Origin of the sequence: Lyngbya sp. CCAP 1446/10 (assembly GCF_026130175.1) — a bacterium.
GTDB lineage: Bacteria > Cyanobacteriota > Cyanobacteriia > Cyanobacteriales > Microcoleaceae > Microcoleus.
The window spans coordinates 1-25,026 of the sequence record NZ_JAIGNI010000057.1; the positions used below are offsets into that span (position 1 = coordinate 1).

A 25,026-nucleotide genomic window follows, 5' to 3' on the forward strand; every position below is an offset into this window, starting at 1 on the left:
TGACTTTTTATAAATATCATCATAGTATACTATACAATATGCGTTTTAGATGCTGAACAGCTTAATTCGGGTGTGTGACACCGTAGGGCGGGGACTGTAGATTTTAAGTTTGTTAAAAATTGCAGAATGTGAGTTATAATAGAAAGTTGCTTTGCCGCGCGCGGCTTTGTTGCAGGCGTAGCGTTTCTTTCGACGAAAGCAGGATGCGCCTCGCTTCGACTCATTATTTTTTATGGTTTCACTGATGCGAAGTAAAAATAAGCTTTTTTATTACGGAATTACTCTTTCTGCATTTGTTTGTTTATTTGTTTTTTTAGGCATGAGTGTCTTTTCTGTCGCGAGTTCGGCTCAAACCGAAAGCAAATTTCTCTCCGCGCGGGAAAGCGATCCGATCGCAATGGGCTGGATGCAAGGTTTCCCGCCGCCAAAAAATAAGCAGTTGAAATTCGCCGACGGCTCGTTTTTCGAGTTTCCCGCCCTGCGCTGGAGCGTGGCGCACATGAACGAGTTTATGCCAGCCGTCAACGTTTCACGCGGACTAGGCGCCCCCGATCCGCTGCCTTACCGTCTCGATCCACAAATTGACTCGATCGCATTCCGCCCCCTGAATGCCACTCAAGACATGACATGGGAAGAATCGCTGTGGCAAAACTACACAGACGGCATTCTGGTTCTGCACCAGGGCTCGATCGTGTATGAAAAATACTTTGGTGCGCTTGCAGCCGACAACAAACACGCCGCGATGTCGGTGACAAAATCTCTCACCGGCACCCTGGGCGCAATTTTGGTCGCCGAAGGCAAACTGGACGAAAACAAGCGGGTAGCCGAATACCTTCCCGAACTCAAAGATTCCGCCTTTGGCGACGCTACCGTGCGCCAAGTGCTGGACATGACAACTGCGCTGCAATTCAGCGAAGAATACGCTAACCCCAAAGCCGAAATCTGGGAGTATTCCGGCGCCGGCAACCCCTTGCCCAAACCCAAAGATTACAGCGGGCCAGTGGGCTACTACGCCGCGCTAAAAACGGTGAAAAAGGCCGGCACCCACGGCGAATCCTTCGGCTATAAAACCCCTAACGCTGACGTGGCGGGCTGGCTGGTGGCCCGCGCCAGCGGCAAGTCTGTAGACAAACTTCTGGCCGATCGCGTGTGGAGCAAAATCGGCATGGAACAGGATGGCTACTATTCGGTGGACGAACTGGGTACTCCCTTCGCAGGCGGCGGCTACAACGCCGGTTTGCGCGACATGGCACGCTTTGGCGAGTTGATTCGCAACCAGGGCCGCTGGAAAGGTACGCAGGTTTTGCCCGCCCGCGCGATCGAAGATATCGCCGGCGGCGGCAGCAAAGCGGCTTTCGCCAAATCGGGCCATCCCGAATTACCAGGCTGGTCTTATCGGGATATGTGGTGGAATACCGGAAACGCCCACGGCGCTTTTGCGGCGCGTGGTGTGCACGGACAAACGATCTATATTGACCCCGCAGCCGAAATGGTCATCGTGCGTTTCGCCTCCCATCCCATCGCTGGAAACAGCGCTAACGATGCGACTTCATTACCAGCTTACGAAGCTGTCGCCCAGTATTTGATAAAAGGAAAATAAGTTTATGCAGCCTACAACTCTTTTCGATTTGAGGGGCAAAGTCGCCATCGTGACCGGCGGCGGTAACGGCATCGGTGCAGCCTGTTGCCGGATGCTGGCTGATTTCGGCGCCACCGTTGTTATTGCCGATTTGAAAGTAGCGGACGCCCAAAAGGTTGCCGATGAGATTGGTGCCAGCGGCGGCAAAGCTTTGGCTATGGAGTGCAACGTGCTCCGTGATGAAGATTTAATTAGTCTGGTGGAACGCACCATCGCTGAGTGTGGAGCAATTCACGTTCTGGTCAATAACGCTGGCGGCGGCGGCGCCGGCAAAGAAAGTCCGTTCGAGATTTCGCAGCAGCAATTCGAGCGCCCCTTTCAAATCAATGTTTTCAGCGCGTGGCGACTGTCGCAACTCTGCGCGCCGCACATGAAGGCGGCGGGCTACGGTTCGATCGTCAATATGTCCTCGATGAGTTCCATCAACAAAAGCCCCGCCATCAGCGCCTACGCTGCTTCCAAGGCCGCCATCAATCACATGACGGCAAACCTGGCCTTCGACTACGGCCCGGAAATTCGGGTCAATGCCGTGGGGCCGGGAGCTGTCAGAACGGCGGCCTTGGCTTCGGTTCTGACTCCAGAGGTCGAAGAGCGAATGCTGGCCCATACTCCGCTCCAACGCTTGGGCGAGCCTGAAGACATCGCCGGAGCGGTTCTCTACTTTGCTGCTCCCGTATCTCAGTGGGTCAGCGGACAGGTGCTATTCGTCAATGGCGGTGGCGTGCAGACGCTGGATTAAGCCTGTCAAAGCCACACTCCTCGGACACTGCACGGCTGGGATTTTATTTCTAGGCAAATTCCTAAATGCTCGATCAAATGGGCGATCGCGAACAGTGGTGTTTATGGTAGCTAAGCTCGGTAATAATGCTGGCGTATGTAGCTCAGGCAAAATGTCAATTCGGCAGAGCCCGATCGCCCCTTGACTCCATGCGCTACAATTATTAAGAAATCTTTAGTTAAATCCGTTTAACGTCTCGGACGCATTATGAGTCTTCCCATTCGCAACGTCGCCATCATTGCTCACGTCGATCACGGCAAAACCACCCTTGTGGACGCTCTCCTCAGACAGTCCGGGGTCTTCCGCGAAGGGGAAGAAGTCCCAGATTGCGTCATGGACTCCAACGACATCGAGCGCGAACGTGGCATCACCATCCTTTCCAAAAACACCGCTGTCCGATACAAAGAAACCCTGATCAACATCGTCGATACCCCCGGACACGCGGACTTCGGCGGCGAAGTCGAGCGAGTGCTCGGCATGGTTGACGGTTGTTTGCTGATCGTAGACGCCAACGAAGGCCCGATGCCGCAAACCCGGTTCGTACTCAAAAAAGCCCTCGAAAAGGGACTGCGCCCGATCGTCTTTGTCAACAAGATCGATCGCGATCGAGCCGATCCCCACAAAGCAGTCGATAAAGTTTTGGATCTGTTCCTAGAACTCGGCGCTGACGACGATCAGTGCGACTTCCCCTATCTGTTCGGTTCCGGGCTCAACGGCACTGCCAAAAAAACATTGGAAGACGAAGCAGTGGACATGAAACCGCTGTTTGAAGAAATCCTAGACCACGTACCGCCCCCGATCGGCGACCCCAACAAGCCACTACAACTGCAAGTAACCACCTTAGATTACTCAGAATACGTCGGTCGCATCGTCATCGGCCGCATCCACAACGGCACGATTAGAATCGGTCAACAAGCAGTCTTAATCACCGAAAGCGGCGCCATTGTCAAGTCAAAAATTACCAAATTGATGGGCTTTGAAGGCCTGAAGCGGATTGATATCCCAGAATCTTCTGCTGGTAATCTTGTCGCCGTTGCCGGTTTTGCTGATGCGTATATTGGCGAGACAATTACCTGTCCCAACGACCCACAAGCGCTACCTTTAATCAAGGTAGACGAACCGACTTTGCAGATGACTTTCTCGGTGAACGATTCGCCGTTCTGCGGTCAAGAAGGTAGTTTGGTCACATCGCGTCAAATTCGCGATCGACTAATGCGAGAACTCCAAACCAACGTCGCCCTGCGCGTCGAAGAAACCGAATCTCCCGACAAATTCCTCGTATCCGGCCGTGGCGAACTCCACCTCGGCATTTTGATCGAAAATATGCGTCGCGAAGGATACGAATTCCAAGTATCTCAACCGCAAGTAATCTTCCGCGAAGTCGGCGGTCGTCCCTGCGAACCCTTTGAATGTTTGGTATTAGACGTACCCGAAGAAGCAGTCGGCGGCTGCATCGAACGCCTCGGTCAGCGGAAAGCAGAAATGCAAGATATGCACGTCAGCAGCACCGGTCGCACCCAAATCGAATTTTCAGTCCCCGCTCGCGGTTTGATTGGATTCCGAGGCGAGTTTATGCGCTTGACTCGCGGCGCAGGAATTATGAACCACAGCTTCCTCGACTATCGCCCCCTCGGTGGAGAAATTATCGCCCGTCGCAACGGAGTATTAATTTCCTTTGAAGAAGGAACTGCAACTACTTATTCACTGAAAAATGCTGAAGACCGTGGCGTATTTTTCATTACCCCTGGAACCAAGGTTTACCGAGGGATGATTATCGGAGAAAACAACCGAGATGAAGACATGGAACTCAATATCTGCAAGTCGAAGCAGTTAACAAACCACCGCGCCTCTGGCGGTGAAGAATTGGCGCAATTGCAAGCACCAGTCGATATGAGTTTGGAGCGCGCTTTGGAATACATCGGTCAGGATGAATTGGTGGAAGTAACACCGAAATCAATTCGCTTGCGGAAGTTGTCCAAGAAGTTGGTCAAACGCTAAAAAAAAGATTTTTAGGGTGGGGTATAAATCCCCATCCTAAAAATCTCACCGTCAACTATCAACTGTCAACTATCAACTATTTTTAAGGTCTATACCAATAATTACGATTCAAGTTGATGACAATATTAAGACAGCATTTGAAGAAGCTAGTCTTAAGACTTAGCAAGAGTTAAGTTCGATTATTCAATTGTTTTTTATACAAAATTTACACAACAAAACTTTAACCCAGGTTAGGGCAGAAATTTCTGACAGGGCAACGCAGCGAGGCTTAACGCCAGAAATTTTACAAGAGCTTTTAGCAGATAATAATGATGGGTAGAAAACGCGATATTAAACAGATTGATGCGATCGCTAGGGAGTTTAAGATGGGAGGTGAATTAAGGATTGCTTTTGGTTTATTCATTGAGGAAGAAAAGAAAAATGGTTATGGTGGAACTTTAAACCGTAGAGGCGATTTTACTTAGGTCGAACTCCGCCAGAAAGCAAAAGAATTTTTAGAGGATATTTAAATGGCTATTCAAACATCTATTGCTAATCAGAAGCCAAATATCGAGCAAATTATTTCAGTCATTACTAAACCAATTATCGGAGAAATTTGTCATCAGGTTATATTTAGTTATGGGGATGAATTACGGCTAGATTTCGGTGAGATGTCTGCCTATACTCACCCAAAACTAGCACATCTATGCAAAGGTAGTTGGCAATTTGGCGCAAGGGCAACACCTTGGGTTTTCAAGCAAGGCGATCGAATCTTAACTTCTTCCTTGCCAGTAGATATAGATGCAGAAATAGATGAGGTAGAAATAGATGCTGTCAAAAAAGTTTTGCAGCAATTGGAAAATAAAGAATTGATTGATTTTGTGATTGATACTCATAATATTAGTATCACTCTAGTTTTTGAGGGTGATTACCAACTAATTTTACAGCCAGATTTCCAAGATGATTCTGGACTTCCCTATTGGGAATTGTTCATGCCAACAGAACAAGTTTTGACGGTTGGGCCTAGATTTTTTTGGGAATGTAAATCAATTCATGAACGTTATTGATCTTAAATTCAATATGCTTGTACTGTAGTTTAGCAAATTTAGGATCTCGATCGCGCGATCGACTAACAGCCACAATATGTTTTAATTTATATTTGAGCAAAATTAAAGCAAGCCCAGCCATGAGTCCTAAATCCATAGCCGTAATCAACTTCAAAGGCGGAGTCGGAAAGACCACCGTAACTTGGAGTCTGGGAAATATTATATCCCAAGGAACAGACTTAGAAGTCTTGATGTTAGACCTAGACCCGCAAATGTCCCTCACAGAAGCGATCGGGCTTAACGAAAATACAGGTCATTTAGAGGATAAATTTGGTAAGTGGTACGAAAAATCTCTGAAGCACAGACTCACAATTTACGACGCCCTCGAAGTCTTTAAAAAAGCCGGACAAAACTTTAAATTTCCCGTGGGTTTCGACACGATTTATCAGATTGACGAACAGTTGCATTTTATCCCTTCAGTTGAAGAATTGTATTGGTTAGATTTGGATGGATTTGAGGGGAAAAGTGTTAAAGACTTTATCCGCCAGTTCAGTGGCAAAATCGCCAACTCTCCCAATCTCCCCAAATACGACTTGATGCTTTTTGACTGTTCGCCTTCCTTCAGTCTCCTCACCTACAGCGTACTCTCTTGTTGCGACTTAATATTAATTCCCGTCAATCCAGATTATTTTGGTTCTAGGGGATTGAGTTTAGTTTTAAACTCGCTCCAGAAACGGATTGAGCCTTACCCGTTTCCCAAGATTGCCGTGTTTATGAATAAAGCTAAAATTTATGGAGGATTGCTGACAAATGAAGTTCAGTTTTATATGAGAGAAGTCAAGAGACTTTGCGCTGAAATCTCAAAAGACAATAACATAGAAGTGAGATTTTTAGAATCGACGATTCGGGAAAGTGTTGGGTTGAAGCGGGCGATTAATGAGGGAGAACTGCCACGAGAATTAGTTAGAGAGTTTGAGCAACTGTGGCGCGAGTGTGAGGAGTATCTGAAATGATTAAAAAAGATATTTTGCCTGCTGGCGATTCAGAAAGTGGGGGGTTAGTTGATGAAATTGGCGAACTTAAGGAAATCTTGCGCGAGGTTTCTAAAAAATTAACCAGGATTGAGGCTCAAGTTAAGCGGGGAGTGCTTTCTGCTGGGTCTAAAAATTCGCAATTATCTACGGTTGCTGATGTGAATAAGCCTGCTAATTTATCGGCAGAAAATGTTTTAGAAGTTTATGAAGAACTGCGTTTGCAAGCTAAGAAGGGTCATGAACTAGAGGTGAGGCAAAAATTGTCGGCTATGAGTGCAACTGACTTGAATTTGATGTGTTGCGAGTTAGGGATGCCTCCGAGCAGCAAGAATCCGTCCCGCAAAAAAATGTTTGAGCTAATTATTGGTAGAATTAAGCAGAGTTTGATGCTGTCGCGACATATCGATCGACAAACGCTTTAAAAATTAGTATCTGAATCGAAAAAATGGGTTTTAATTTGCATTTCTAGCTGGGATCTGGAATCGCATACACAATAAAAACGGCTCGTAGTGCGTCTTGGTGTCCGCTTTTATGCTGCGGGCTACAGCCCGCACTACCAACCTGGCTTAATTATTGTATTTGTTCGACTGGAGATGATATTAGAGCGTTTTCGATAGAACTTTACTCAAATTGGAGCAGATGCAATAATCTTTTTCTCCTTAAATTGCTGGTGAACTTCCAATTCATGTCCCTCAAGTTCTAAGTGTTTTTCATCCTGCACCTGTTTGTCAATTTTGGGCAACTTTAAAATCGCCCCAGCCAAAACCCAGTAATACACCGATACTGGATCTACATCCAGCGGATAGTATTGAGGATTGATCGTAATAAATCCCACAAACACCCAAAAACTAGCTCCGTAACTCCGCAAATTTTTGTCCTTCACAGTGCGGTAAGCTCGAAAAGTTAGAAAAGCTAAGTGTAAAAGCATGATTTGAAAAGCAATCATTCCCGGATAACCGAGTTCGTAGATCAACTTAGGATGGAAAGTTTCAATTAGCTGCGTGAAACCAAAGATTCGCGTGGAATTAGTCGCTCGTCCCACACCTCTACCGAGAGGTCTGTCAATGATAAAATTGTTGCTCTGCTCCAACTGATTTAAGAAAAACTGCTGGGGTGGTGCAGCATTCCAGCGGTTAACAAAACTCTCCCACCGCTGCTCGATAATTCCTGGGTTAATTGCTGCACCGACAAACAGCAGAATTGCCAGTCCTGCACCGATGGGAATAAATCGTTTGAAATTAACTAATTGACCTGTGAGAATTAGCAGGATGCCAGTGGCAACTGGAACTAAAACTAAAGCAGCTCTTTGACCGGAAATAACTGCATTGGCAAATACTAATGCCATGCCAAATAAACCAATAACTCGCCACCAGAATGAAGGGTCACAAAATGCAGAGGCAAAGGTCAAAAAAGCATTAGCAATTAAAAACCACGCCCACTGCCAAGGCGCCACAAATGTTCCTGGCAAGCGGATAAATTTGACTTCTGGACTGAATACCAGAGAACCGCCGACAAAACATCTAGCTTGCAGCGTTGCTTTATATAATTCTTCTCCGCTCATGCCTCGGGTTCCCGCGCATTTTCCACTTTGCAACAACAGGTACTGAATCAAACCAAGAACGCAGCAAACGATCGCCAAAACTACGTGCATTCGACCAAAAAACACCAAATCCTTCTTAGTGCGGATCAGATAATAGGTACAAGCAATCAGCGGTATGTAACCTATCAATACTTTTAAGCCGAGAATTCCTTGCAGAATGGGTTTGTCGCCTTTCATAGGGTGGAGCTGCATCTCCCCGTTGACAAAAATTAAAGTCAGCATTGCCATCATCAACAGGATGCTGAAGGTAGAAAGCATTTGTTTGGGAATGAACAGGGGCAACTGTTTCTTTTTGCAGCTTTGAATTAGGGCGATGAGAGCTGGTATGTAGAAAGCATCTTTGGCTACTTGAAATGCAGCATTCCCGCCGCCAATTGCGTAAGTAATTGTACCGCTGAAAGGCAGGTAAATTAGAAAAGCCCACAAAGCTTGACGGGGGTATTTGTAGGAAAGCAGCAAAATGGCTACGGCTGCGCCTCCAGCAATAGCAATCTTAGGGCGGGTAACGAACAATAGGGGGATGCTGACAATAGCACTGATTAAGCAGCTTATGACGATCGCCTGCGCTAATTCATTGCACTTTTGTGAAGTTTTACGTTTTTGTGCGGTTACTTCTTTTTTGCTGAGCGATGTTGTTTTTTCGCTGAGCTTTTGTTGGGATTTCTTGGATTTGCGCTTGTTTTTCAACATAACTTCTAGAAGGCACTTATGTAGAAGGCTGAAGGCACTTTTGTGTACCAGACTATCTGATGTAGGAGGTAGAATGTAGAATGAATAGAAGAAAAAATATTGCGGTAGATGTGGTTACTTATTCTTCAAGTCCAGAACTCGAAAAAATCTGGGTCAAGATTGTGGGTGCGAGGCGGGCATAACTTATACTCGCGACCTTGTAGAATATAACTGCTGCATCTATAATGTACAAATCTCGAAAAAATAATTTTAATCGATCGCTGAAAGTGAATATGAAGTTAACAAAATTGGTATCGATCGGCATTGCCCTAGTTGTAGGAGCAAGCGCGAGCATATTATCTAGCAGCAGCAGTAGAGCATTCGGGGCAGAAAAAGTTGTCCTGACATTTGGCCCGATCGCACAAACCATCAATATCAGCGACTTAGAAGACTTTGCAAAAAACGGCACGACGACACCAACCATCAAACAAATTATCGGGTTCTCCAAAATGGACCCACAAGTGCTGCAGGGATTGATGAGTCTAGAAATCGGTTTAAAGCCAGCTATTCTGGCCCGGGTAATTTACAGCACCCCAGGCGAAAAAATTACAGACGAAATCGGTCAAGCAATTCGGACTCACCGCCGCACAGAAAGCGGCAAAGCCCTGCGGGCTGCGGTGATTCTGGCATCCGGCGACGACGGTAAACTGTCGCTGCTAGAAATCCTGAAAAAGTATCCTCTGCCGGAGGTTTACGTAGATGTTGCCAGCATTGCCGCCACGGTTGGAAAAATTCAGGGTTTAGCCGGCAATCTGAGCAGCCTGCTTCAAGATTCGATGCGCGAGACAACGAGGACAACTGAAACTAATCGCACCGAAAGTCCGATCGCACCTCGCCGCAGCGTTGCGCCAACAACCCCCCCTCCAGCGCGTCGCCCCGCACCCGCACCCCTACCAGCACCAGCACCGCAGCCTGCGAGCCCTGTCAGAGGACTCTGGTAAGGAGATTATATTAAACTAACCGTCTCCCTAACAGCTTCTCGCAGCCTCTCCACATCGCGCATCGGCGGTGCACCAAAGAGCCGCTTGTACTCCCGGTTGAAGTGGGAGGCATCGTCATAACCCACACGGTAGGCAGCACTGCTAGCATCGAGGTTTTCCCCCAGCATCAGACGGCGAGCCTCCTGGAGCCGCAGTTGTTTCTGGAACTGCAAGGGACTCATTGCAGTGACAGACTTGAAGTGATGGTGAAAGCCCGAGACACTCATTCCAAGCTCTCGTGCGATGCTTTCAATCCGAAGCGGCTCCTTAAAATCTTTACGAAGTCGATCGACTGCAAGAGCGATGTGATGGGTTGAGCCTCCCAGAACTGCAATCTGACGAAGCCGACCACCTTGCTCTCCCATCAGCAGTCGATAAATGATTTCCCGCTTAATCAATGGTGCGAGAACATGAGCTTCAGCAGGGGAATCGAGAAGCCTGACGAGCCGCACTACAGAGTCCAACAGATTTGCATCCAACGGACTGACATCGATCGCTTTGACATTGGCACCTCTTTGTGCTGAGGGATGCCCTGCCTCGACCATGACTGAACCGACAAAGGTAGGGTCGAGATCGAGGCGAAGGCTAAGGTACGGTTGCGCCTTGGACGCTTCAAGAATTTGACTCACAATCGGCAGTTCAACCGTCGCCAGCAGATAGTGCATCGGGTCGTACTGATAGCGATCGTTACCCAGAAGCACTTCTTTGCTGCCCTGAGCGATCGCACAAAAGGCAGGAATAGAGACACTATAAATGCACTCCGAAGGCGAAGAGGAGCGATTGAAGTGCAATCCTTTCAGCGGCTCAATCGTCCCATCCTGACGAATTGCTTGTGCAATCCGCTCAGTCAGTTCGTCTCTATTGGCTTGCGCTCTGTCTGCCTCACGCTTTGCCTGCGGGTCGTTCCTTAAATCCCGATCGGACGTTTCAAGTATTTTAGCAGGGTTCATTTCTAAGTTTGCAGGATTGTACAACAATCTTAGACGATCGTTCTATGGCTTGCCCCTGAGAGTTCCTAGAATGAAGCTAAAGCAATAAAAAACGATTCCGGCTTCTTGCAAGCGTCTGGACTTTTATACAAGAGAAAACTCAGTCTTGATTGGGCCAGAGATTCGCCTACTGACAACCAAAAGGACATCAAGGCTAACCCTGCTGCTTAAAAAATCCATCCCTACCGATAGAGCAGGTGTTAAGTGCTCAATCTCTAAGATTGGGCTGCAACCAAAATGGCATCAATTGAAGGAATTAACCAAATGAACATCCAAAGAAGTGGCTCACAGCCTTCTGCCAAAGGGCCGGCCGATTATTTTACCGGCACTGTCCGCATTGACCCCCTATTCGAGGCACACGATCCGGCACGCACGTCTGGCGCCAGTGTCACCTTCGAACCCGGCGCTCGAACAGCATGGCACACCCACCCGTTGGGCCAGACGCTAATTGTGACGGCTGGCTGCGGTTTCGTACAGCTCTGGGGTGAGCCAATTCAGGACATCAGACCCGGTGATGTTGTCCAGATTTTGCCCGGTGAGAAACATTGGCACGGTGCCACAGCAACCACAGCTATGACGCACATTGCTATTCAGGAATGGCTCGACGGCAAGCCTGTGGACTGGATGGAACAGGTCAGCGACGAGCAGTATCAAGGAAAATCTTGAGGCTTTTGAGATGGTTTCCTATCAAGGGGAAAAACTGTCAGAAGAGAATGCTGATTTTGGTTTTCGCCCTAGCGATGTCCCTGAGTTACTCAGCCTGCCGTGCCGACAAAAGTGTGCCGAGCAGTGCCTCGTCGAAGATGCCGACTGAAATATCAATCAAGCAGGCATACAGTGTCAGTAACTCAGGTCTAAAGACACTGAGCTTGCAAGAGTAATCCAGCAAGCTATGCTGACCAGCCTAAGTCTTCACTGACTACGTTTTTCGAGTCACGACACCCCGGAATGCGAAGCTAGTTCCTTGCTCTGTCATCTGCAATTAAACAGTTTTAAAGTCACTGAAACAGTGTTGCAGGTCTAAAAAGCTCTTAAAACATTGGCGAAGCTCACATAACCTAAGCAATTAGAGAAGGCAGAAATGTCAAATTACACATTCGTCATTGATTCAAGCAAACAGCCGTTAAGTCCATGCCATCCCTCGGTAGCAAGGAAATTACTAGCGTCGGGTCTTGCTGCGGTATTCCGCAGGTATCCATTTACGATCATTCTAAAAAAGGAGATAATCACCACACCCCAACCCATTGAAATCAAAATAGACCCAGGCTCTAAAACAACTGGGATAGCCTTAGTTCAAGGGAACAAAGTTATCTTTGGTGCTGAACTAACTCATCGTGGTCAAGCTATTAAAGCAAGTCTTGAGTCTCGTAGAGCGTTGCGTCGAGGCAGAAGAAATCGCCATACTCGCTACCGCAGGGCTAGGTTCCTAAATCGGACTAAACCAAAGGGTTGGTTGGCTCCATCACTAACACATCGGGTACTGACGACACTGACTTGGGTAAATAAGTTTATTCGGCTAGCTCCAGTCAGTTCGATTTCTCAGGAGCTTGTGAGATTTGACTTGCAGCAAATAGAGAATCCTGAAATATCAGGCATTGAGTACCAGCAAGGCACTCTTTCTGGCTACGAAGTGCGTGAGTATTTACTTGAGAAATGGGACAGGAAGTGCGCTTACTGCCCGGTGGAAAATATTTCCTTGCAGATAGAACATATTCATCCTCAATCAAAAGGTGGCTCTAATCGTATCTCCAATCTATGCCTAGCCTGTGAACATTGCAACCTCAAGAAAGGTGCTCAAGATATCAATGTTTTCTTAGCTAAGAAACCTGATGTTTTGAAAAAGGTACTTGCCCAAGCAAAGCGTTCATTAAAAGACGCAGCAGCGGTCAATTCTACTCGTTGGGCATTGTTCAATGCTCTTAAAACTACTGGGCTGACCGTTACTACTGGTTCAGGAGGTAGAACCAAATTCAATCGAACTCGCCTCAATCTTCCTAAGACTCATTGGCTAGACGCTGCTTGTGTCGGCGAAGTAGAAACATTAAAAGTCCTAACCAAAAAACCTTTGCTCATCAAGGCAACTGGTCATGGCTCCAGGCAACTGTGCAGAACTGATAAATTTGGTTTCCCGTCCCGATATGTCTGCCGGTTCAAATTTGTCAAAGGCTTCCAAACTGGCGACATCGTGAAAGCGATTGTAACCAGTGGAAAGAAAATCGGAACCTATGTCGGGCGAGTCGCTGTTCGCTCTACTGGCAGTTTCAATATTTCTGCGTCAACATTAGTCCAAGGTATTAGTCACAAATATTGTTCAGCAATTCATAAAAAGGATGGTTATGCTTACTCAAATTAAGCTAGATTCAATGCGATTGAAATCGCCGAGCCGCTTCCCTCTCAGGACTAAAGTCGCTGAGTTTCCCACTTACCGAGTTTTCCTATGAAGCTAAACATCAAGGTCAAAGACAAAGTTGTTACAGCCACTTTGATCGACAGCAAAACCACTCATGATTTTATTTCCCTGCTGCCATTAACGCTGACTTTAGAAGATTACGCGAGAACCGAAAAAATCAGCGATTTGCCAAAAAGATTATCTACAGAAGATGCACCCGCAGGCAGCGATCCTGCTGTTGGAGATATTGCTTATTACGCTCCCTGGGGAAATTTGGCGATGTATTACAGCGATTCTGGATACGCAAACGGACTCGTTATCCTCGGAAAAATAGATGGTGGCATCGAGGCATTTAATGTGCCTAGCTCTGTAGAAGTGACAATCGAGCTTGTTCAATCGCCATAAAAAGGGCGATCGGCAGATCACCCTCTTTATTGCGATGGGTCATGAAACTCAGAACAGAATTGAAGGAGAAAAATAATGACGACGAACGAGAAGGGAAAGTACACAGGAAAAGTTGCGTTTGTGACCGGAGGAGCCAACGGCATCGGTCGAGCTACGGCGCTGGCGTTTGCTCGTGAAGGCGCTCATGTAGTGGTCGCTGACATTGCAGAACCAGGCAATCAAGAAACGGCCCACATGATTGAGGAACTCGGCGGGCAGGCGATCGCCGTTAGGTGCGACGTGACGCAGGCCGAGGACGTGAAGGCGGCCCTAGCCAAGACCGTTGAGGCTTTTGGGCGGCTGGACTTCGCCTTCAACAACGCAGGCATCGAGCCGAGGAAGCCAGCTCCGACTGCGGAGTACGAGGAGGAGGAGTGGAACCGGATCGTAGACACCAACCTCCGGGGTGTTTTCCTGTGCATGAAGCACGAGATTCCGCTGATCCTCAAGCAGGGAGGTGGCGCGATCGTCAACACCTCATCGGGCGCAGGAATCATCGGCATCAAGGGCAGCCCCGCGTACACCGCCGCGAAGCACGGCGTGATCGGACTGACCAAGGCGGCGGCCCTCGACTACGCCGCGCAGAACATCCGCGTCAACGCCGTCTGTCCTGGCTACATAGACACCCCGATGATGGGTCGCTTCACCGGCGGCACTGCCGAAGGGCGCGCGAAGGTGATTGCGGAGGAGCCGATCGGACGGATGGGCAAGCCGGAGGAGATCGCCGCGGCCGTTCTCTGGCTGTGTTCGGATGGAGCTGCCTTCGTCATTGGACACGCTATGGTCATCGACGGCGGCCAAACGGTGCAGTGATGTTCGGGGCGATCGTCTATGAGCCAGCCGGAGGAGATGGACGTGAACGAGATTCTGTTCCGACCCACGCGCCAAGTGCTGTAAAATTCCCCTGCCTTAGTACAGTTCCAGAAGTAAACAAATTAGGAGCATCAATTCATGTACAACACAAAAGCTTATTCCGCAGCCAGTGCAACATCACCGCTGTCCTCTACCACGATCGCGCGGCGCGATCCAACCGAACACGACGTGCAGATTGAAATCCTCTTCTGCGGCGTCTGCCACTCCGATGTCCATTCCGTCCGCAACGAGTGGAGCAGCATCATGCCCACGGTCTATCCGATCGTCCCTGGTCACGAGATGGTCGGTCGCGTCACCAAAGTCGGCTCGGCAGTTAGCAAGTATAAACCCGGCGATCTCGCAGCGGTCGGCTGTATGGTCGATTCGGATGGAACCTGCCCCCAGTGTAAAGCTGGCTTTGAGCAGTTCTGCCCTTCCCTGACCCTCACCTACAACTCCCCGGACAAGCACAAGACCGCTCCTGTCACCTACGGCGGCTATTCCAACAGCATCGTCGTCGATGAAAGCTTCGTTCTGCGCGTCCCCGACCACCTCGATCTCGCCGGAGTTGCACCGCTTCTCTGCGCCGGGATTACAACCTATTCTCCCCTGCGCCACTGGGGCGTAACGAAGGGCAAGAAGGTGGGCGTGGTCGGTCTCGGCGGGCTGGGCCACATGGGTGTGAAGTTCGCTCATGCGTTCGGAGCCCATGTCGTCGTCTTCACTACTTCGCCCAACAAGAAGGAAGACGCACTCCGCCTCGGTGCCGATGAAGTCGTCGTCTCCCGCAACACCGACGAAATGCAGAAGCACGCTGGCAGCTTCGATTTCATCCTCGATACCGTATCCGCCAACCACGATATCAACGCCTATCTCAACCTGCTCACCCGCGACGGCAACATCACCCTTGTCGGCGCACCTGAGAACCCCCTAGATGTCTCGGCATTCAGCCTCATTATGGGCCGCCGCAGTCTCTCCGGCTCTAACATCGGCGGCATCGAGGAAACCCAGGAGATGCTCGACTTTTGTGGCAAGCACAACATCACTGCGGATGTCGAAGTCATCCCCATCCAGAAGGTCAACGAAGCCTACGAGCGACTGCTCAAGTCCGATGTGAAGTACCGCTTCTGTATCGATATGGCATCCCTTAAATCTGAATAACTGCGGTGAAACCTCGGCTGATTGGCAAGTCTGTTAGGCGGAACTCAGTAGTGACTCAACAAAAAGAGGAATTAAGATGATTAAAGACAAAGTTGTGATTATTACCGGCGCATCATCAGGGATTGGTGAAGCAAGTGCGAAATTGCTTGCAAGCAGAGGCGCTAAAGTCTTACTAGGCGCGCGACGCGAGGACAAACTAAGACAACTGGTTGATGAAATTCGGAAAGCTGGCGGACAAGCAGTCTATCAAGTGATGGATGTAGTTAACCCATCTGATAACGCTGCGATCGTCAACCTTGCCAAGGAAACATTTGGAAGCCTCGATGTTATTTTCTTGAACGCTGGCATCATGCCAACTTCTCCACTTTCTGCATTGAAAACTGATGAATGGAATCAAACGGTTGATATCAATATCAAGGGTGTACTCAATGGTATCGCTGCTGTGTTGCCAACATTTGTTAGCCAAAAGTCTGGGCATATTATCGCAACTTCATCGGTTGCTGGATTAAAAGCCTATCCAGGTGGTGCGATCTATGGTGGAACGAAATGGTTTGTACGCGATTTCATGGAAGTTCTACGCATGGAGTCTGCTCAAGAGGGGACTAACATTCGGACTGCGACAATTTACCCTGCTGCAATTAATACTGAGTTGTTAGATCAGATTACCGACCAAGATGCGGCTGAAAAAATGACAGCTTTGTATAAGAAATATGGCATCTCACCAGATCGAGTAGCCAATGTTGTGGCGTTTGCGATTGACCAGCCAGAAGACACAAATGTGAACGAATTTACGATTGGCCCAACCGCGCAGCCTTGGTAAGGATTGTGTTGGCAGTTAGATTGAGTGCGATCGCATCTCGAAGGAGTAATTATGCAGAAGCGCAAACTTGACAACAGTAACCAGTGTTCGCAGAGGAGGTAAGTGTGGATACCACCCGCTTGGAGGCATTTAGCGACGGCGTATTCGCGATCGCCATCACCCTCCTGGTCCTCGAAATCAAAGTGCCGCCACCCAATACGGCACTTGGAGCAGAACTTCTCCAACTCTGGCCATCCTATCTCGCCTACGTGGTCAGCTTTCTGGTGATCGGCGCAATCTGGATCAACCACCACGCTATGTTCCAACACATCGTCCGCGTGGATGGGACGCTGTTGCTGCTGAACGTCCTCCATCTGATGCTGATCGCATTTCTGCCGTTTCCAACCGCGGTACTCGCCGAAGCATTTCACCGGGCAACGGACGAGCCAATTGCCGCTGCGTTCTACAGTGGGATCTTGACCGTCATTGGTATCTTCGTCACCGCTATGTGGCGGTACGCGGCTCACGGGCATAGGCTGCTCGACCCCCGTCTCACGGCGAAAAAGGCACGGCAGATCGGACGGCAGTTCCTGATCGGGCCGATCGTTTACGCGATCGCCACTGTAGTTGCGCTGGTCGCGCCCTGGCTGGCGGTGCTGCTCTTCATCTTTCTCAACCTCTTCTATCTCTGGCCTCGCTGGGGTCACAGGAGTACCCTATCCCACACCGGCGACTCCGCTATGAACAGCGATCGCAGCGAAGACGAGTGACAACGGCGGGAGCGATCGATGGCGAAAAATATCAGTTCCATATCATTCCAGATCAAGAAGCAAAACAATGCAAACGCGCAAACTTGGAAACAGCAACTTAGAAGTTTCGGCGATCGGGCTTGGCTGCATGGGAATGAGCTTTTCTGATGGCCCGCCCAAAGACACGCAGGAGATGACCGCTCTTCTGGGAGCCGTCGTCGATCGCGATCGGCATTCATCAGAAAATTGGGTAGAAACCCCGTCCTTTTAGGATGGCTTTATATTACAATATAATTGGTCAACGACCCACCCGAGACGATGGACCAAACAGCCTATACGAGCGAAGTTCAGCCTTGTGCTGACGGCGAAGCAAAATCGGTAGACCGGGAAAAGAGGATAGGGCAATGGTAAACATCCCTAGAATCAAAACGTAGAAGAATTCCGTTTGGTATTCGACACGTAAAAACCGCAGGGCTTGCGGGGTTAGTCTGTGGAGCGAACATAAGACCAAATCTCTTTGAGGGTGGAGGCAGTTGCGAAGAAGCAGAAATTCAAATCGTGAGGTTTCGGAATCCCCGTGCGTTCACGCCGGGGAGGATGTCAACAATGTGTCCTAGGGAATGGTTGAGCCAGTAGTTGAGGCCTCCGGCAGACAATTTTGGGGAGCATCTCAGTTTTGCATTTACACGGAGCAAGCGATCGTCCCGCTCGCACTCCTAAAAATGCTTTTTAGAAAAACGAGATGCTTCCCAATTTTGATACAAAACCCACCCCCGCCCTAGGCCTAGGCCTACTTTTATGGCATTCTTCCTTATTCCTGAAATCCGTGAAATCCGTGACATCCGTGACATCCGTGGAGCGAATCCGTTGCCGAACTTCCTTATTCCTTCGCCTGTAACTTCCGAAGCAATCATTTTTTCTTGAGCAACTTTTTGAGCAGCTTAGGAACCTCCGAAGGCCTAGCAGCCACCGGTATTTCCGCCTCTTCAAAGGCAGCCATTTTGTTTTGGGCCTTCACACCAAAGGCTTTCTGGGCAGCAGCGCGAGAACTGATCAGGATGCCTGCGTGGCCCAAAGACGGGCCTTTGGGAGCGTAGCGGCCGGCCAGATAAGCAACCACAGGTTTGTCGATCGCCGAAGCGATGTAAGAAGCAGCAGCTTGTTCACTCCAACCCCCAACTTCCCCGATCAAAACCATCGCCTCCGTACTGTCATCTTCGTCCAAAAGTTGCAGCCACTGCATAAAAGAAGAACCAACAATCGCGTCGCAGCCAATACAAACCGCCATCGACTGTCCCAAACCCGCCTCAGTCAGTTCTAGGGCAACTTCGTAAGTCAAAGTGCTGCTGCGGCTGATTACGCCGATCGAGCCGGGAGTGTAAAATTCCTTGGGGTGAGTTCCCAGCAGCAGTTGATCGGGGACAATAATCCCTGGACTGTTGGGCCCGATCACCAAAGTTTCCGTGGCCTCTGCTTTTCTGACTAAGTGCACCAGATCCAGAGGAGGCACTCCCTCCGTGACGATCGCGATTTGCCGAATTCCCGCCGCGATCGCTTCTAGAGCCGCATCCAGCACCCAGTAAGCGTCTACCAAAATTACCGTAGTATCAATATGACCTACTGCCGCCACGGCTTCTTCTACCAAATCAAAAATCGGAATTCCCTCCAAATCCAGCCCTCCCCGACCGGGACTGACACCGGCGACTACATTAGTGCCGTATGCTTTCATCATCAGGGCGGCGCGGGTTGAGGCGGGAGATTCTGTAATGCCCTGTACTAGGACTTTGCTTTCAGGAGTTAAATTCATGTTTTCCTAGTTAACACTCGATCTTTAAAAAGTAGAAGGCTTTGATTTGTCCAGAGTTCTCGTTTTGCCGATCGACTCTCGCTACTTGGCAGATGATACAGCTTGAGCCACAGCTTCATCTAAAGTTCTAGCTAGCTGCACCGGCAACTGTCCCAAACGCTTTTTCACTGCATCAGCATCGATCGCTACCAGGCGAAGCACAACTTGAATGTGCCGGTTGGCGCGAGCTTTCCGTTCCAAATAGCCCACTACGGCCGCGATGATTTCCTCGCTCTTGGAAGCGCTGCCCAAAATATTTACAAGTATCACCTTAACGCTTTTATCCTGAGCGACTAACTCCAGACCCAAATCCGTGCGATCGCGCAAAGCATTTACTGCATCGTAGCGGTCTAGGGAACCCATATTCAGAAAATTAGCTGGTTTTCCTCCTTGGTGGGCTACAGCATCCAGAGTTGCCATTGTCAAGCCGACTCCGTTGCACAAAATCCCGATATTCCCATCTAGTTCGATTAATTGCAGGGATTCGGAATTCGAGATTGGGGATTGAGATTTGGAGTCAAACTGCGACGGCGACTGCTGCGCCTTTGAGTTAGAATTCCGGCGATCATCGCCCACATAGGGATTTCTCCTGTCCCCTACCAACCCGCTGCTTTGGCTTTCACCCGAAAGTGCGGCCAAGTCTGGATGCCGTCCCAAGGCATCGTCGTTGGCGCTGACTTTACCATCTAAAGCCATTAACTCTCCCGTTGGACTGATGCCGAGAGGATTGATTTCTACTAAATCTAAATCTTTTTCGACAAACAACCGGTACATTTTCTCGACAATGGTACTCACCGATTGAATCAAATCTCCCTGCAATCCCATTTTCAGCATCAGACGCCTCGCGTAGAATGGCGAAAATTCCTGGTCTACGGCAACTTGCTGCATTTGGTCGATCGACCGTTCGACATCCATACCTCCTTGTCTCGAACCCAGAAGTACCGGGCGGCGGGCTATGGGGTCTAGGAGTACAGCCAAGTACAATTCTTGGTCAGCGTTGTACTTGGCTTCTGCTAACAGGACTTGCGGATATTCATTCTCGATCGGCAAATTAAAAATTGTTTGAGCCGCAGCGACTGCATCGATCGTATTTTCCACAAATTTAATGCCACCCGCCCGGCCTCGTCCCCCAGCCCGCACTTGCGACTTAAGTACAACTGGGTAGGGAATTTTCAGCCCTTTGAGGTCGGCGGGTTTGTCAATCCGCTGCGACGGCAAAATCGGAATTGCCATCTGGCGAAATAAAGATTTAGCTTGGTACTCTAACAAATCCATTTTTAATAACGAGTGATGGGTATTTTGCAACAAGCAATTCGTCGTTCTTGGCAATTCATAATTAATAGATACCAATTAGCTTTTTGTCAAGTTAAAATTTAAAAGTTAGGGCTTTGAGCTTTTAATTTTAATCTTAAATTTTTATGTTGCCGATTACTTATTCGGTATTGCTAGAAGATCACCTATCGATTAAGCTGTTTTGTAGTTTTTGTTTTGCGATCGACTAATTGCAAAATTTTACTGTTGACTCGCGCGGGGACAGGGTAGGGAGATGGTTGGTAGTTGTTTTATAGCCTTTCTCAGAAAGATCAGGTACGCGAACGGCATTGGGCATTGGGCATTGGCCAAACAGGGCATTGGGCGAAGCGAAGCGGAGGGATTGGGCATTGGGCTATCCTCACTTTTTTGAGAACCGCTATATCTTCGTACTTTGGGCAATACTGATCCGAGATATTTCTGCCAGCTAATTATCAATTGATGCTAAGTAAATCCACCTAATTAAACGTCAAATACGGCTCGCGCTCAAGCTTGCCGTGTATGTCTTCTTCCTTCTTCCTTCTTCCTTCTTCCTTCTTCCTTCTAATTAGCAGTGCCTTGATGGACGGTTTTAACCCATTTCAGTCGCTTGGGACGCACCGAAATCCGAGCCGTCACAATCCCTACCAGCAGCCAGTGCAACATATACACAGTACCCCGCAGCGTTTGCAGCAAGGTGACAAAAACTCTTTTAATGTCAAATTTCGTCTCTTTGCGAGTGCGACGCAAACCGACAAACATTCCGACCAGCGACAAGGTAAGAGTCATCACAGTTATCGGACTGGCTAGAGGCATCCGGCGCAGCGCAATTGACATCAAAAAGTCAGGCAGCGCTACTGTGGGCAAGAAATATTGAGATACCCAAAATCCAAATAAATCCCAAGTTTTCCCCGTTCCCATCCGGTTGCGAAAAATTAGCCGCCAATAGTCAAGATAACGCTGATAGCCGCCTTCTGCCCACCGATTGCGCTGGTGCCACAGGGCGCGAGCATTGGTGACTCCTTCTTCTGACACGGCTGGGGAAGCCAAAAATTCAATGTCCCACTGGTCTAGGTGCAGCCTCACGGTCAAATCTAGGTCGTCGGTAATCGTTTCCTCGTTCCAGCCGCCGCAGCGTTCTAAGGCTGTACGGCGCATGAATTGGCCGTTACCGCGCAATTCTCCTATGCCGCCGATCGCAATCCGTTGCTGCTGGAAAAAACTATCGAGAGCCATTTCTGCTTCTTGGCCGCGAGTCCACACATTTACCGCAGCATTGGCGATGGCTTTTCTGACTTGCACCGCGCCTACCTGTTCTGCATTGAACATCGGCAGCACCCGGCGCAGCAAATCCGGTGTTACCGTGGCGTCGGCGTCAAATATGCCCACAAATTCACCGCGAGTCAGCGGCAAAACTTGATTCAGGGCTCCTGACTTACCGCCGCTGGCATTTGCTCCTCTGCTAAATACTTTGAGCTGCGGGTACTGTTTGGTTAGCTGTTCCAAAACCAGCGCTGTGCTGTCGCTGCTGTGATCGTCGATCGCCCAAACTTCGTAACGGTCGATCGGGTAATCTACATTGCAGATTGATTGTACGAATCGGGCAATCACCGCTTCCTCATTTTTCGCCGCCACCAGCAGCGACACAAATGGCCAATCCTCTCGACTTTCATCGGCAAGAGGAGGCAGTGCGGGCTTGGGCTGGGCAAACAAAACTCGCAATGCTTGCATCCACAGCAGTCCCGTCAACCCCCACACTACCCACGCACCCCAAGAAATCAAGTGTAGGGCGATCGTCCCTCCCCAAATCGCAGTCAGCACCGCGGCAGCTTTTCCCCGCCGTCCCCGGTACAGATTCTGAGGAAAAGATGGAGATCCCGGCACAGACACCGCAACTGGGAGCTCTGATGAAGTTTCTGCGTCAAACACCCTGTCGCCCATGTCTGGTAGGGCAAATATTTTGCTTACCTTCGAGTTCGAGGTCAAACTCTTGAGCTCTTCTTTCGCTAAATCAGGGATGTCCAAGTTAAGCTCGCTGCGATCGTCGTTTTCTGGCCAAGAACTCTCCTGCATAGGTTACTTGATTTAACCACCAATAGTTTTTGATTTTAGAGATAAGTATCTACTGTACCAGTTTCTGGGCTTTTGTCGAAAGCCAATGGGAGCAGGTTTGTGGGGACTCGCCCAAGAGTACGGCCCAGGGAAACTGGCATTGCATAGAGTCTTTCTCAGAAAGATTAGGTACGCGAACCGCATTGGGCAAACAGGGCATTGGCCAAACAGGGCATTGGCCAAACAGGGCATTGGGCATTGGCCAAACAGGGCATTGGGCGAAGCGAAGCGGAGGGATTGGGCAAACAGGTCATTGGGCGAAGCGAAGCGGAGGGATTGGGCATTGGGCTATCCTCACCACGCTTGAGAACCGCTATAGAGTCTTTGGGATTACCCATCCAAAAACGGATACAAGCCCCCGATAATTATCGTGATCCGATCCAAATTTTATAGCCAAATTCAAGCCCGCAGATTTACTACGCTGCAAGTAAATCTAGGATCTAAAATCTAAAATCTCAAATCGACTGAGTTTTGCTTGCGATCGACTAGGAATATCTGCTAGTTTTTTCAGATGATCTCAACCCACTGTCAGGATGCGGAAATATGTCTCTTCCTCAACTGAAACCAGCCGACGACAAAGAAGTGAAAGTCTACGCGCCTTTCTATCAAGAGCCCAAGCGCAAGTTCTTGCCGCACGCTATTGGCCTCTACAAGCTCAAAAGCTTGGAGGGGGCAAGAAAAATTGACGGCGGCGAAGATGTACCCTTTGTAGCTAGTTGGAATATCTCGTCGCTGCCGATGGATTTGACCCGCTGTCGGGTGTTGTTTGACGGCAATGCTGAACTCAGCTACGAAGTGACTCTGCAAAGCTCGGAGTTTGTCAGTTGCTTAATTGAGGTACTTTTGACTTTTCAGCGGACTCGTACCGTCGATTTTTCTAAAACGTTTTACCGGAAGCTCATGCGCATGGATGAGTGATTTTCACCGCACCCGCGCTTTCCAAAGTTTGTAATTAATTGCTACATAAAATGCGCACTAATAATGTAATGCCATCGGGACGGCGAGATTATATTATTGGTGCGCTATTTCTATTTTAGGATTTACGCGCGCTGACTGATGAAACCTGGTTTCTACGAGATTTAGCGTTTAGTAATGAGAAATATACGAATAAGCCTGGTCTTTCGCCTCCCATGCGTAAGCCTTGTATTTCAAAAGCCGGAAGACTAACTGAGTTATTTTATTGTTATCAAGCATCCCTTGGGCGATGCTTTAAAGTGCGATCGCACCTTCGCATTTCGTTCAATTTTAAATAGTTATTGAAAACCGATGCTCAAAAAAAATATGAAAAAAAATGTAAAAAAAATGCGAACAAAAGGGTGGCGAACAAGTGAATAAAAGTTTCCACAAAAAAATCAATCTACGCAAACGCGACAAAATCGAGTATAATCGGATAGCGAAATTGACTCGCCGTGCTGAAATACTGTTGAATAAACTAAATTTATTTAAATAGACAGGTGCAAATTGAGGAGAGAAGGCGTACCAAAATTGACTAAATATTTGCTGATCGGTTCGACAAAAGCTTACAGCGGCAAGTCTGCGATCGCCCTGGGGATGGCCCTCGCACTTCGGGAACAAGGACTGGCGATCGCCTACGGCAAACCTCTGGGAACCTGTTTCAGCTCGGAGGGAGCTGGAGCCGAGGAGGAAGACGTGCGGTTTGCGGTAGAGACGCTGAAGCTCTCAGAAAGTCAGATACCGTCAACTCTGCTGTCTTTGGACGAAGAGACGGTTCACAAGCGTTTGCGCGGAGAAGACAAGATAGATTACCGCCAGTCTCTGGCGCAATATTTGCAAGATCCCAGCGGAGACTTGGTGCTGTTGGAAGGCCCGGCTAATTTGGAGGAAGGCAGTCTGTTTGACTTGTCTTTGGCTCAAATTGCTGAGGTAGTTGATGCCTCTGTGCTTCTGGTAGTCCGCCCGATCGATCTTTATGTAGACGATTTGCTGTCGGCTAAACGGCGTTTGGGTTCCCGCTTGGCTGGTGTTGTACTCAACGACGTTCCCTCGGACAAACTCGAATCCATCACGGCGACTGTGCGGCCTTTTCTGGAGCGTCGCGGCATTCCGGTTTTGGGAATGCTACCGAGAAGCGCTTTGCTGCGCAGTGTCAGCGTCAAAGAATTGGTGCACCAATTGAAAGCTGATGTCCTCTGCCGTCGAGACCGTTTGGACTTGATGGTGGAAACCTTGACAATTGGTGCGATGAATGTTAGCTCAGCTATGAAGTATTTCCGCAAAGCAAGAAATATGGCGGTAGTCACCGGGGGCGATCGCACCGACATTCAGCTAGCAGCTTTGGAAAGCTCGACTCAGTGCTTAATTCTCACCGGCCACTTGCCTCCTTCTCCCCTCGTGATTGGCAGGGCAGAAGAAATGGAAATTCCAGTTTTGTCTGTTGATTTGGATACCTTAACCACGGTGGAAATTATCGACAGCACCTTTGGCAGCGTGCGCCTGCACGAACCGATCAAGGTGGAATGCGTTAGTCAGCTAATGGCAGAACACTTTGACCTCAAGAGCATGATGGCATCCTTGGGTTTGGGCGATCAAGTCCATTAAGCACGCAGCCCGAACTGAGCGAAGAAGCTATTCGGCAGAGCGAAGAAGGCCAA

The 25,026-nt window shown here is 48.9% G+C and carries 23 protein-coding genes; 18 read left to right on the plus strand and 5 right to left on the minus strand.

Features of this window, described 5'->3' with window-relative positions:
- Positions 1–232 precede the first annotated feature (232 nt).
- The 7 genes from K4039_RS20910 (at position 233) to K4039_RS20940 (ending at position 6,896) form a co-directional block, all read left to right on the plus strand.
- Positions 233–1,600, plus strand: a complete 1,368-nt coding sequence (locus K4039_RS20910) for a serine hydrolase (protein ID WP_265238128.1) — start codon at positions 233–235, stop codon at positions 1,598–1,600.
- A gap of 4 nt (positions 1,601–1,604) precedes the next feature.
- Entirely contained in the window at positions 1,605–2,378 is a 774-nt protein-coding gene (locus tag K4039_RS20915) for a glucose 1-dehydrogenase (protein ID WP_265238130.1), read from the plus strand.
- Positions 2,379–2,624: 246 nt separating this feature from the next.
- Positions 2,625–4,415, plus strand: a complete 1,791-nt coding sequence (gene typA, locus K4039_RS20920; protein ID WP_265238132.1) for a translational GTPase TypA — start codon at positions 2,625–2,627, stop codon at positions 4,413–4,415.
- 308 nt (positions 4,416–4,723) lie between these two features.
- Positions 4,724–4,879 (plus strand): hypothetical protein, encoded by a 156-nt coding sequence (locus K4039_RS20925; protein ID WP_265238134.1) that lies wholly within the window; start codon positions 4,724–4,726, stop codon positions 4,877–4,879.
- Positions 4,880–4,924: 45 nt separating this feature from the next.
- Positions 4,925–5,461, plus strand: coding sequence for a hypothetical protein (locus tag K4039_RS20930; protein ID WP_265238136.1), 537 nt, complete (start codon positions 4,925–4,927; stop codon positions 5,459–5,461).
- 119 nt (positions 5,462–5,580) lie between these two features.
- Complete coding sequence (locus K4039_RS20935) at positions 5,581–6,453, plus strand: ParA family protein (protein ID WP_265238137.1); 873 nt, start codon at positions 5,581–5,583, stop codon at positions 6,451–6,453.
- On the plus strand, positions 6,450–6,896 hold the full coding sequence (locus tag K4039_RS20940) for a hypothetical protein (RefSeq protein ID WP_265238139.1): 447 nt from the start codon (positions 6,450–6,452) through the stop codon (positions 6,894–6,896). The genes K4039_RS20935 and K4039_RS20940 overlap by 4 nt, the downstream gene beginning before the upstream one ends.
- A 203-nt stretch (positions 6,897–7,099) precedes the next feature.
- Here the strand turns inward: K4039_RS20940 and hpsL are convergent, their stop codons facing one another.
- Positions 7,100–8,764: a hormogonium polysaccharide biosynthesis protein HpsL gene (gene hpsL / locus K4039_RS20945; RefSeq protein ID WP_265238141.1), complete on the minus strand. Its 1,665-nt coding sequence runs from the start codon at positions 8,762–8,764 to the stop codon at positions 7,100–7,102.
- A 272-nt stretch (positions 8,765–9,036) separates the two neighbouring features.
- Here hpsL and K4039_RS20950 point away from each other — a divergent pair, with 272 nt between their 5' ends.
- Positions 9,037–9,744, plus strand: a complete 708-nt coding sequence (locus K4039_RS20950; RefSeq protein ID WP_265238143.1) for an alpha/beta hydrolase — start codon at positions 9,037–9,039, stop codon at positions 9,742–9,744.
- A gap of 5 nt (positions 9,745–9,749) precedes the next feature.
- Here K4039_RS20950 and K4039_RS20955 read toward each other — a convergent pair whose 3' ends face one another.
- On the minus strand, positions 9,750–10,733 hold the full coding sequence (locus K4039_RS20955; RefSeq protein WP_265238145.1) for an AraC family transcriptional regulator: 984 nt from the start codon (positions 10,731–10,733) through the stop codon (positions 9,750–9,752).
- 276 nt (positions 10,734–11,009) lie between these two features.
- Here K4039_RS20955 and K4039_RS20960 point away from each other — a divergent pair, with 276 nt between their 5' ends.
- The 8 genes from K4039_RS20960 (at position 11,010) to K4039_RS20995 (ending at position 17,437) form a co-directional block, all read left to right on the plus strand.
- The gene (locus tag K4039_RS20960; protein ID WP_265238146.1) at positions 11,010–11,438 is read left to right on the plus strand and encodes a cupin domain-containing protein; all 429 of its coding nucleotides are present in this window, start codon (positions 11,010–11,012) and stop codon (positions 11,436–11,438) included.
- A gap of 415 nt (positions 11,439–11,853) precedes the next feature.
- Positions 11,854–13,125 carry an RNA-guided endonuclease IscB gene (gene iscB / locus K4039_RS20965; RefSeq protein WP_265238148.1) on the plus strand — a complete coding sequence of 424 codons (1,272 nt, stop codon included), beginning with the start codon at positions 11,854–11,856 and terminating at the stop codon, positions 13,123–13,125.
- Between the two features lie 84 nt (positions 13,126–13,209).
- The gene (locus K4039_RS20970) at positions 13,210–13,566 is read left to right on the plus strand and encodes a cyclophilin-like fold protein (RefSeq protein ID WP_265238150.1); all 357 of its coding nucleotides are present in this window, start codon (positions 13,210–13,212) and stop codon (positions 13,564–13,566) included.
- 75 nt (positions 13,567–13,641) lie between these two features.
- Complete coding sequence (locus K4039_RS20975) at positions 13,642–14,418, plus strand: SDR family oxidoreductase (RefSeq protein WP_265238152.1); 777 nt, start codon at positions 13,642–13,644, stop codon at positions 14,416–14,418.
- A gap of 138 nt (positions 14,419–14,556) precedes the next feature.
- A complete protein-coding gene (locus K4039_RS20980; RefSeq protein WP_265238154.1) occupies positions 14,557–15,618 on the plus strand; it encodes an NAD(P)-dependent alcohol dehydrogenase in 1,062 nt (353 codons plus the stop codon).
- A 76-nt stretch (positions 15,619–15,694) separates the two neighbouring features.
- Positions 15,695–16,438, plus strand: coding sequence for an SDR family oxidoreductase (locus K4039_RS20985; protein WP_265238156.1), 744 nt, complete (start codon positions 15,695–15,697; stop codon positions 16,436–16,438).
- 104 nt (positions 16,439–16,542) lie between these two features.
- Positions 16,543–17,187: a TMEM175 family protein gene (locus K4039_RS20990; RefSeq protein ID WP_265238157.1), complete on the plus strand. Its 645-nt coding sequence runs from the start codon at positions 16,543–16,545 to the stop codon at positions 17,185–17,187.
- A gap of 67 nt (positions 17,188–17,254) precedes the next feature.
- Positions 17,255–17,437, plus strand: a complete 183-nt coding sequence (locus tag K4039_RS20995; RefSeq protein ID WP_265238159.1) for a hypothetical protein — start codon at positions 17,255–17,257, stop codon at positions 17,435–17,437.
- A 639-nt stretch (positions 17,438–18,076) separates the two neighbouring features.
- Here the strand turns inward: K4039_RS20995 and K4039_RS21000 are convergent.
- The 3 genes from K4039_RS21000 to K4039_RS21010 form a co-directional block, all read right to left on the minus strand.
- Positions 18,077–18,973, minus strand: coding sequence for a CoA-binding protein (locus K4039_RS21000; protein ID WP_265238162.1), 897 nt, complete (start codon positions 18,971–18,973; stop codon positions 18,077–18,079).
- Between the two features lie 81 nt (positions 18,974–19,054).
- A complete protein-coding gene (locus K4039_RS21005; RefSeq protein ID WP_265238164.1) occupies positions 19,055–20,287 on the minus strand; it encodes a succinate--CoA ligase subunit beta in 1,233 nt (410 codons plus the stop codon).
- Positions 20,288–20,866: 579 nt separating this feature from the next.
- On the minus strand, positions 20,867–22,375 hold the full coding sequence (locus tag K4039_RS21010; RefSeq protein ID WP_265238166.1) for a glycosyltransferase family 2 protein: 1,509 nt from the start codon (positions 22,373–22,375) through the stop codon (positions 20,867–20,869).
- Between the two features lie 582 nt (positions 22,376–22,957).
- On the opposite strand from K4039_RS21010, the gene ebsA reads away from it, so the two are divergent.
- Entirely contained in the window at positions 22,958–23,332 is a 375-nt protein-coding gene (ebsA, locus tag K4039_RS21015; protein WP_265238168.1) for a type IV pilus biogenesis protein EbsA, read from the plus strand.
- 543 nt (positions 23,333–23,875) lie between these two features.
- Entirely contained in the window at positions 23,876–24,973 is a 1,098-nt protein-coding gene (locus K4039_RS21020; protein ID WP_265238170.1) for a phosphotransacetylase family protein, read from the plus strand.
- Positions 24,974–25,026: the final 53 nt, after the last annotated feature.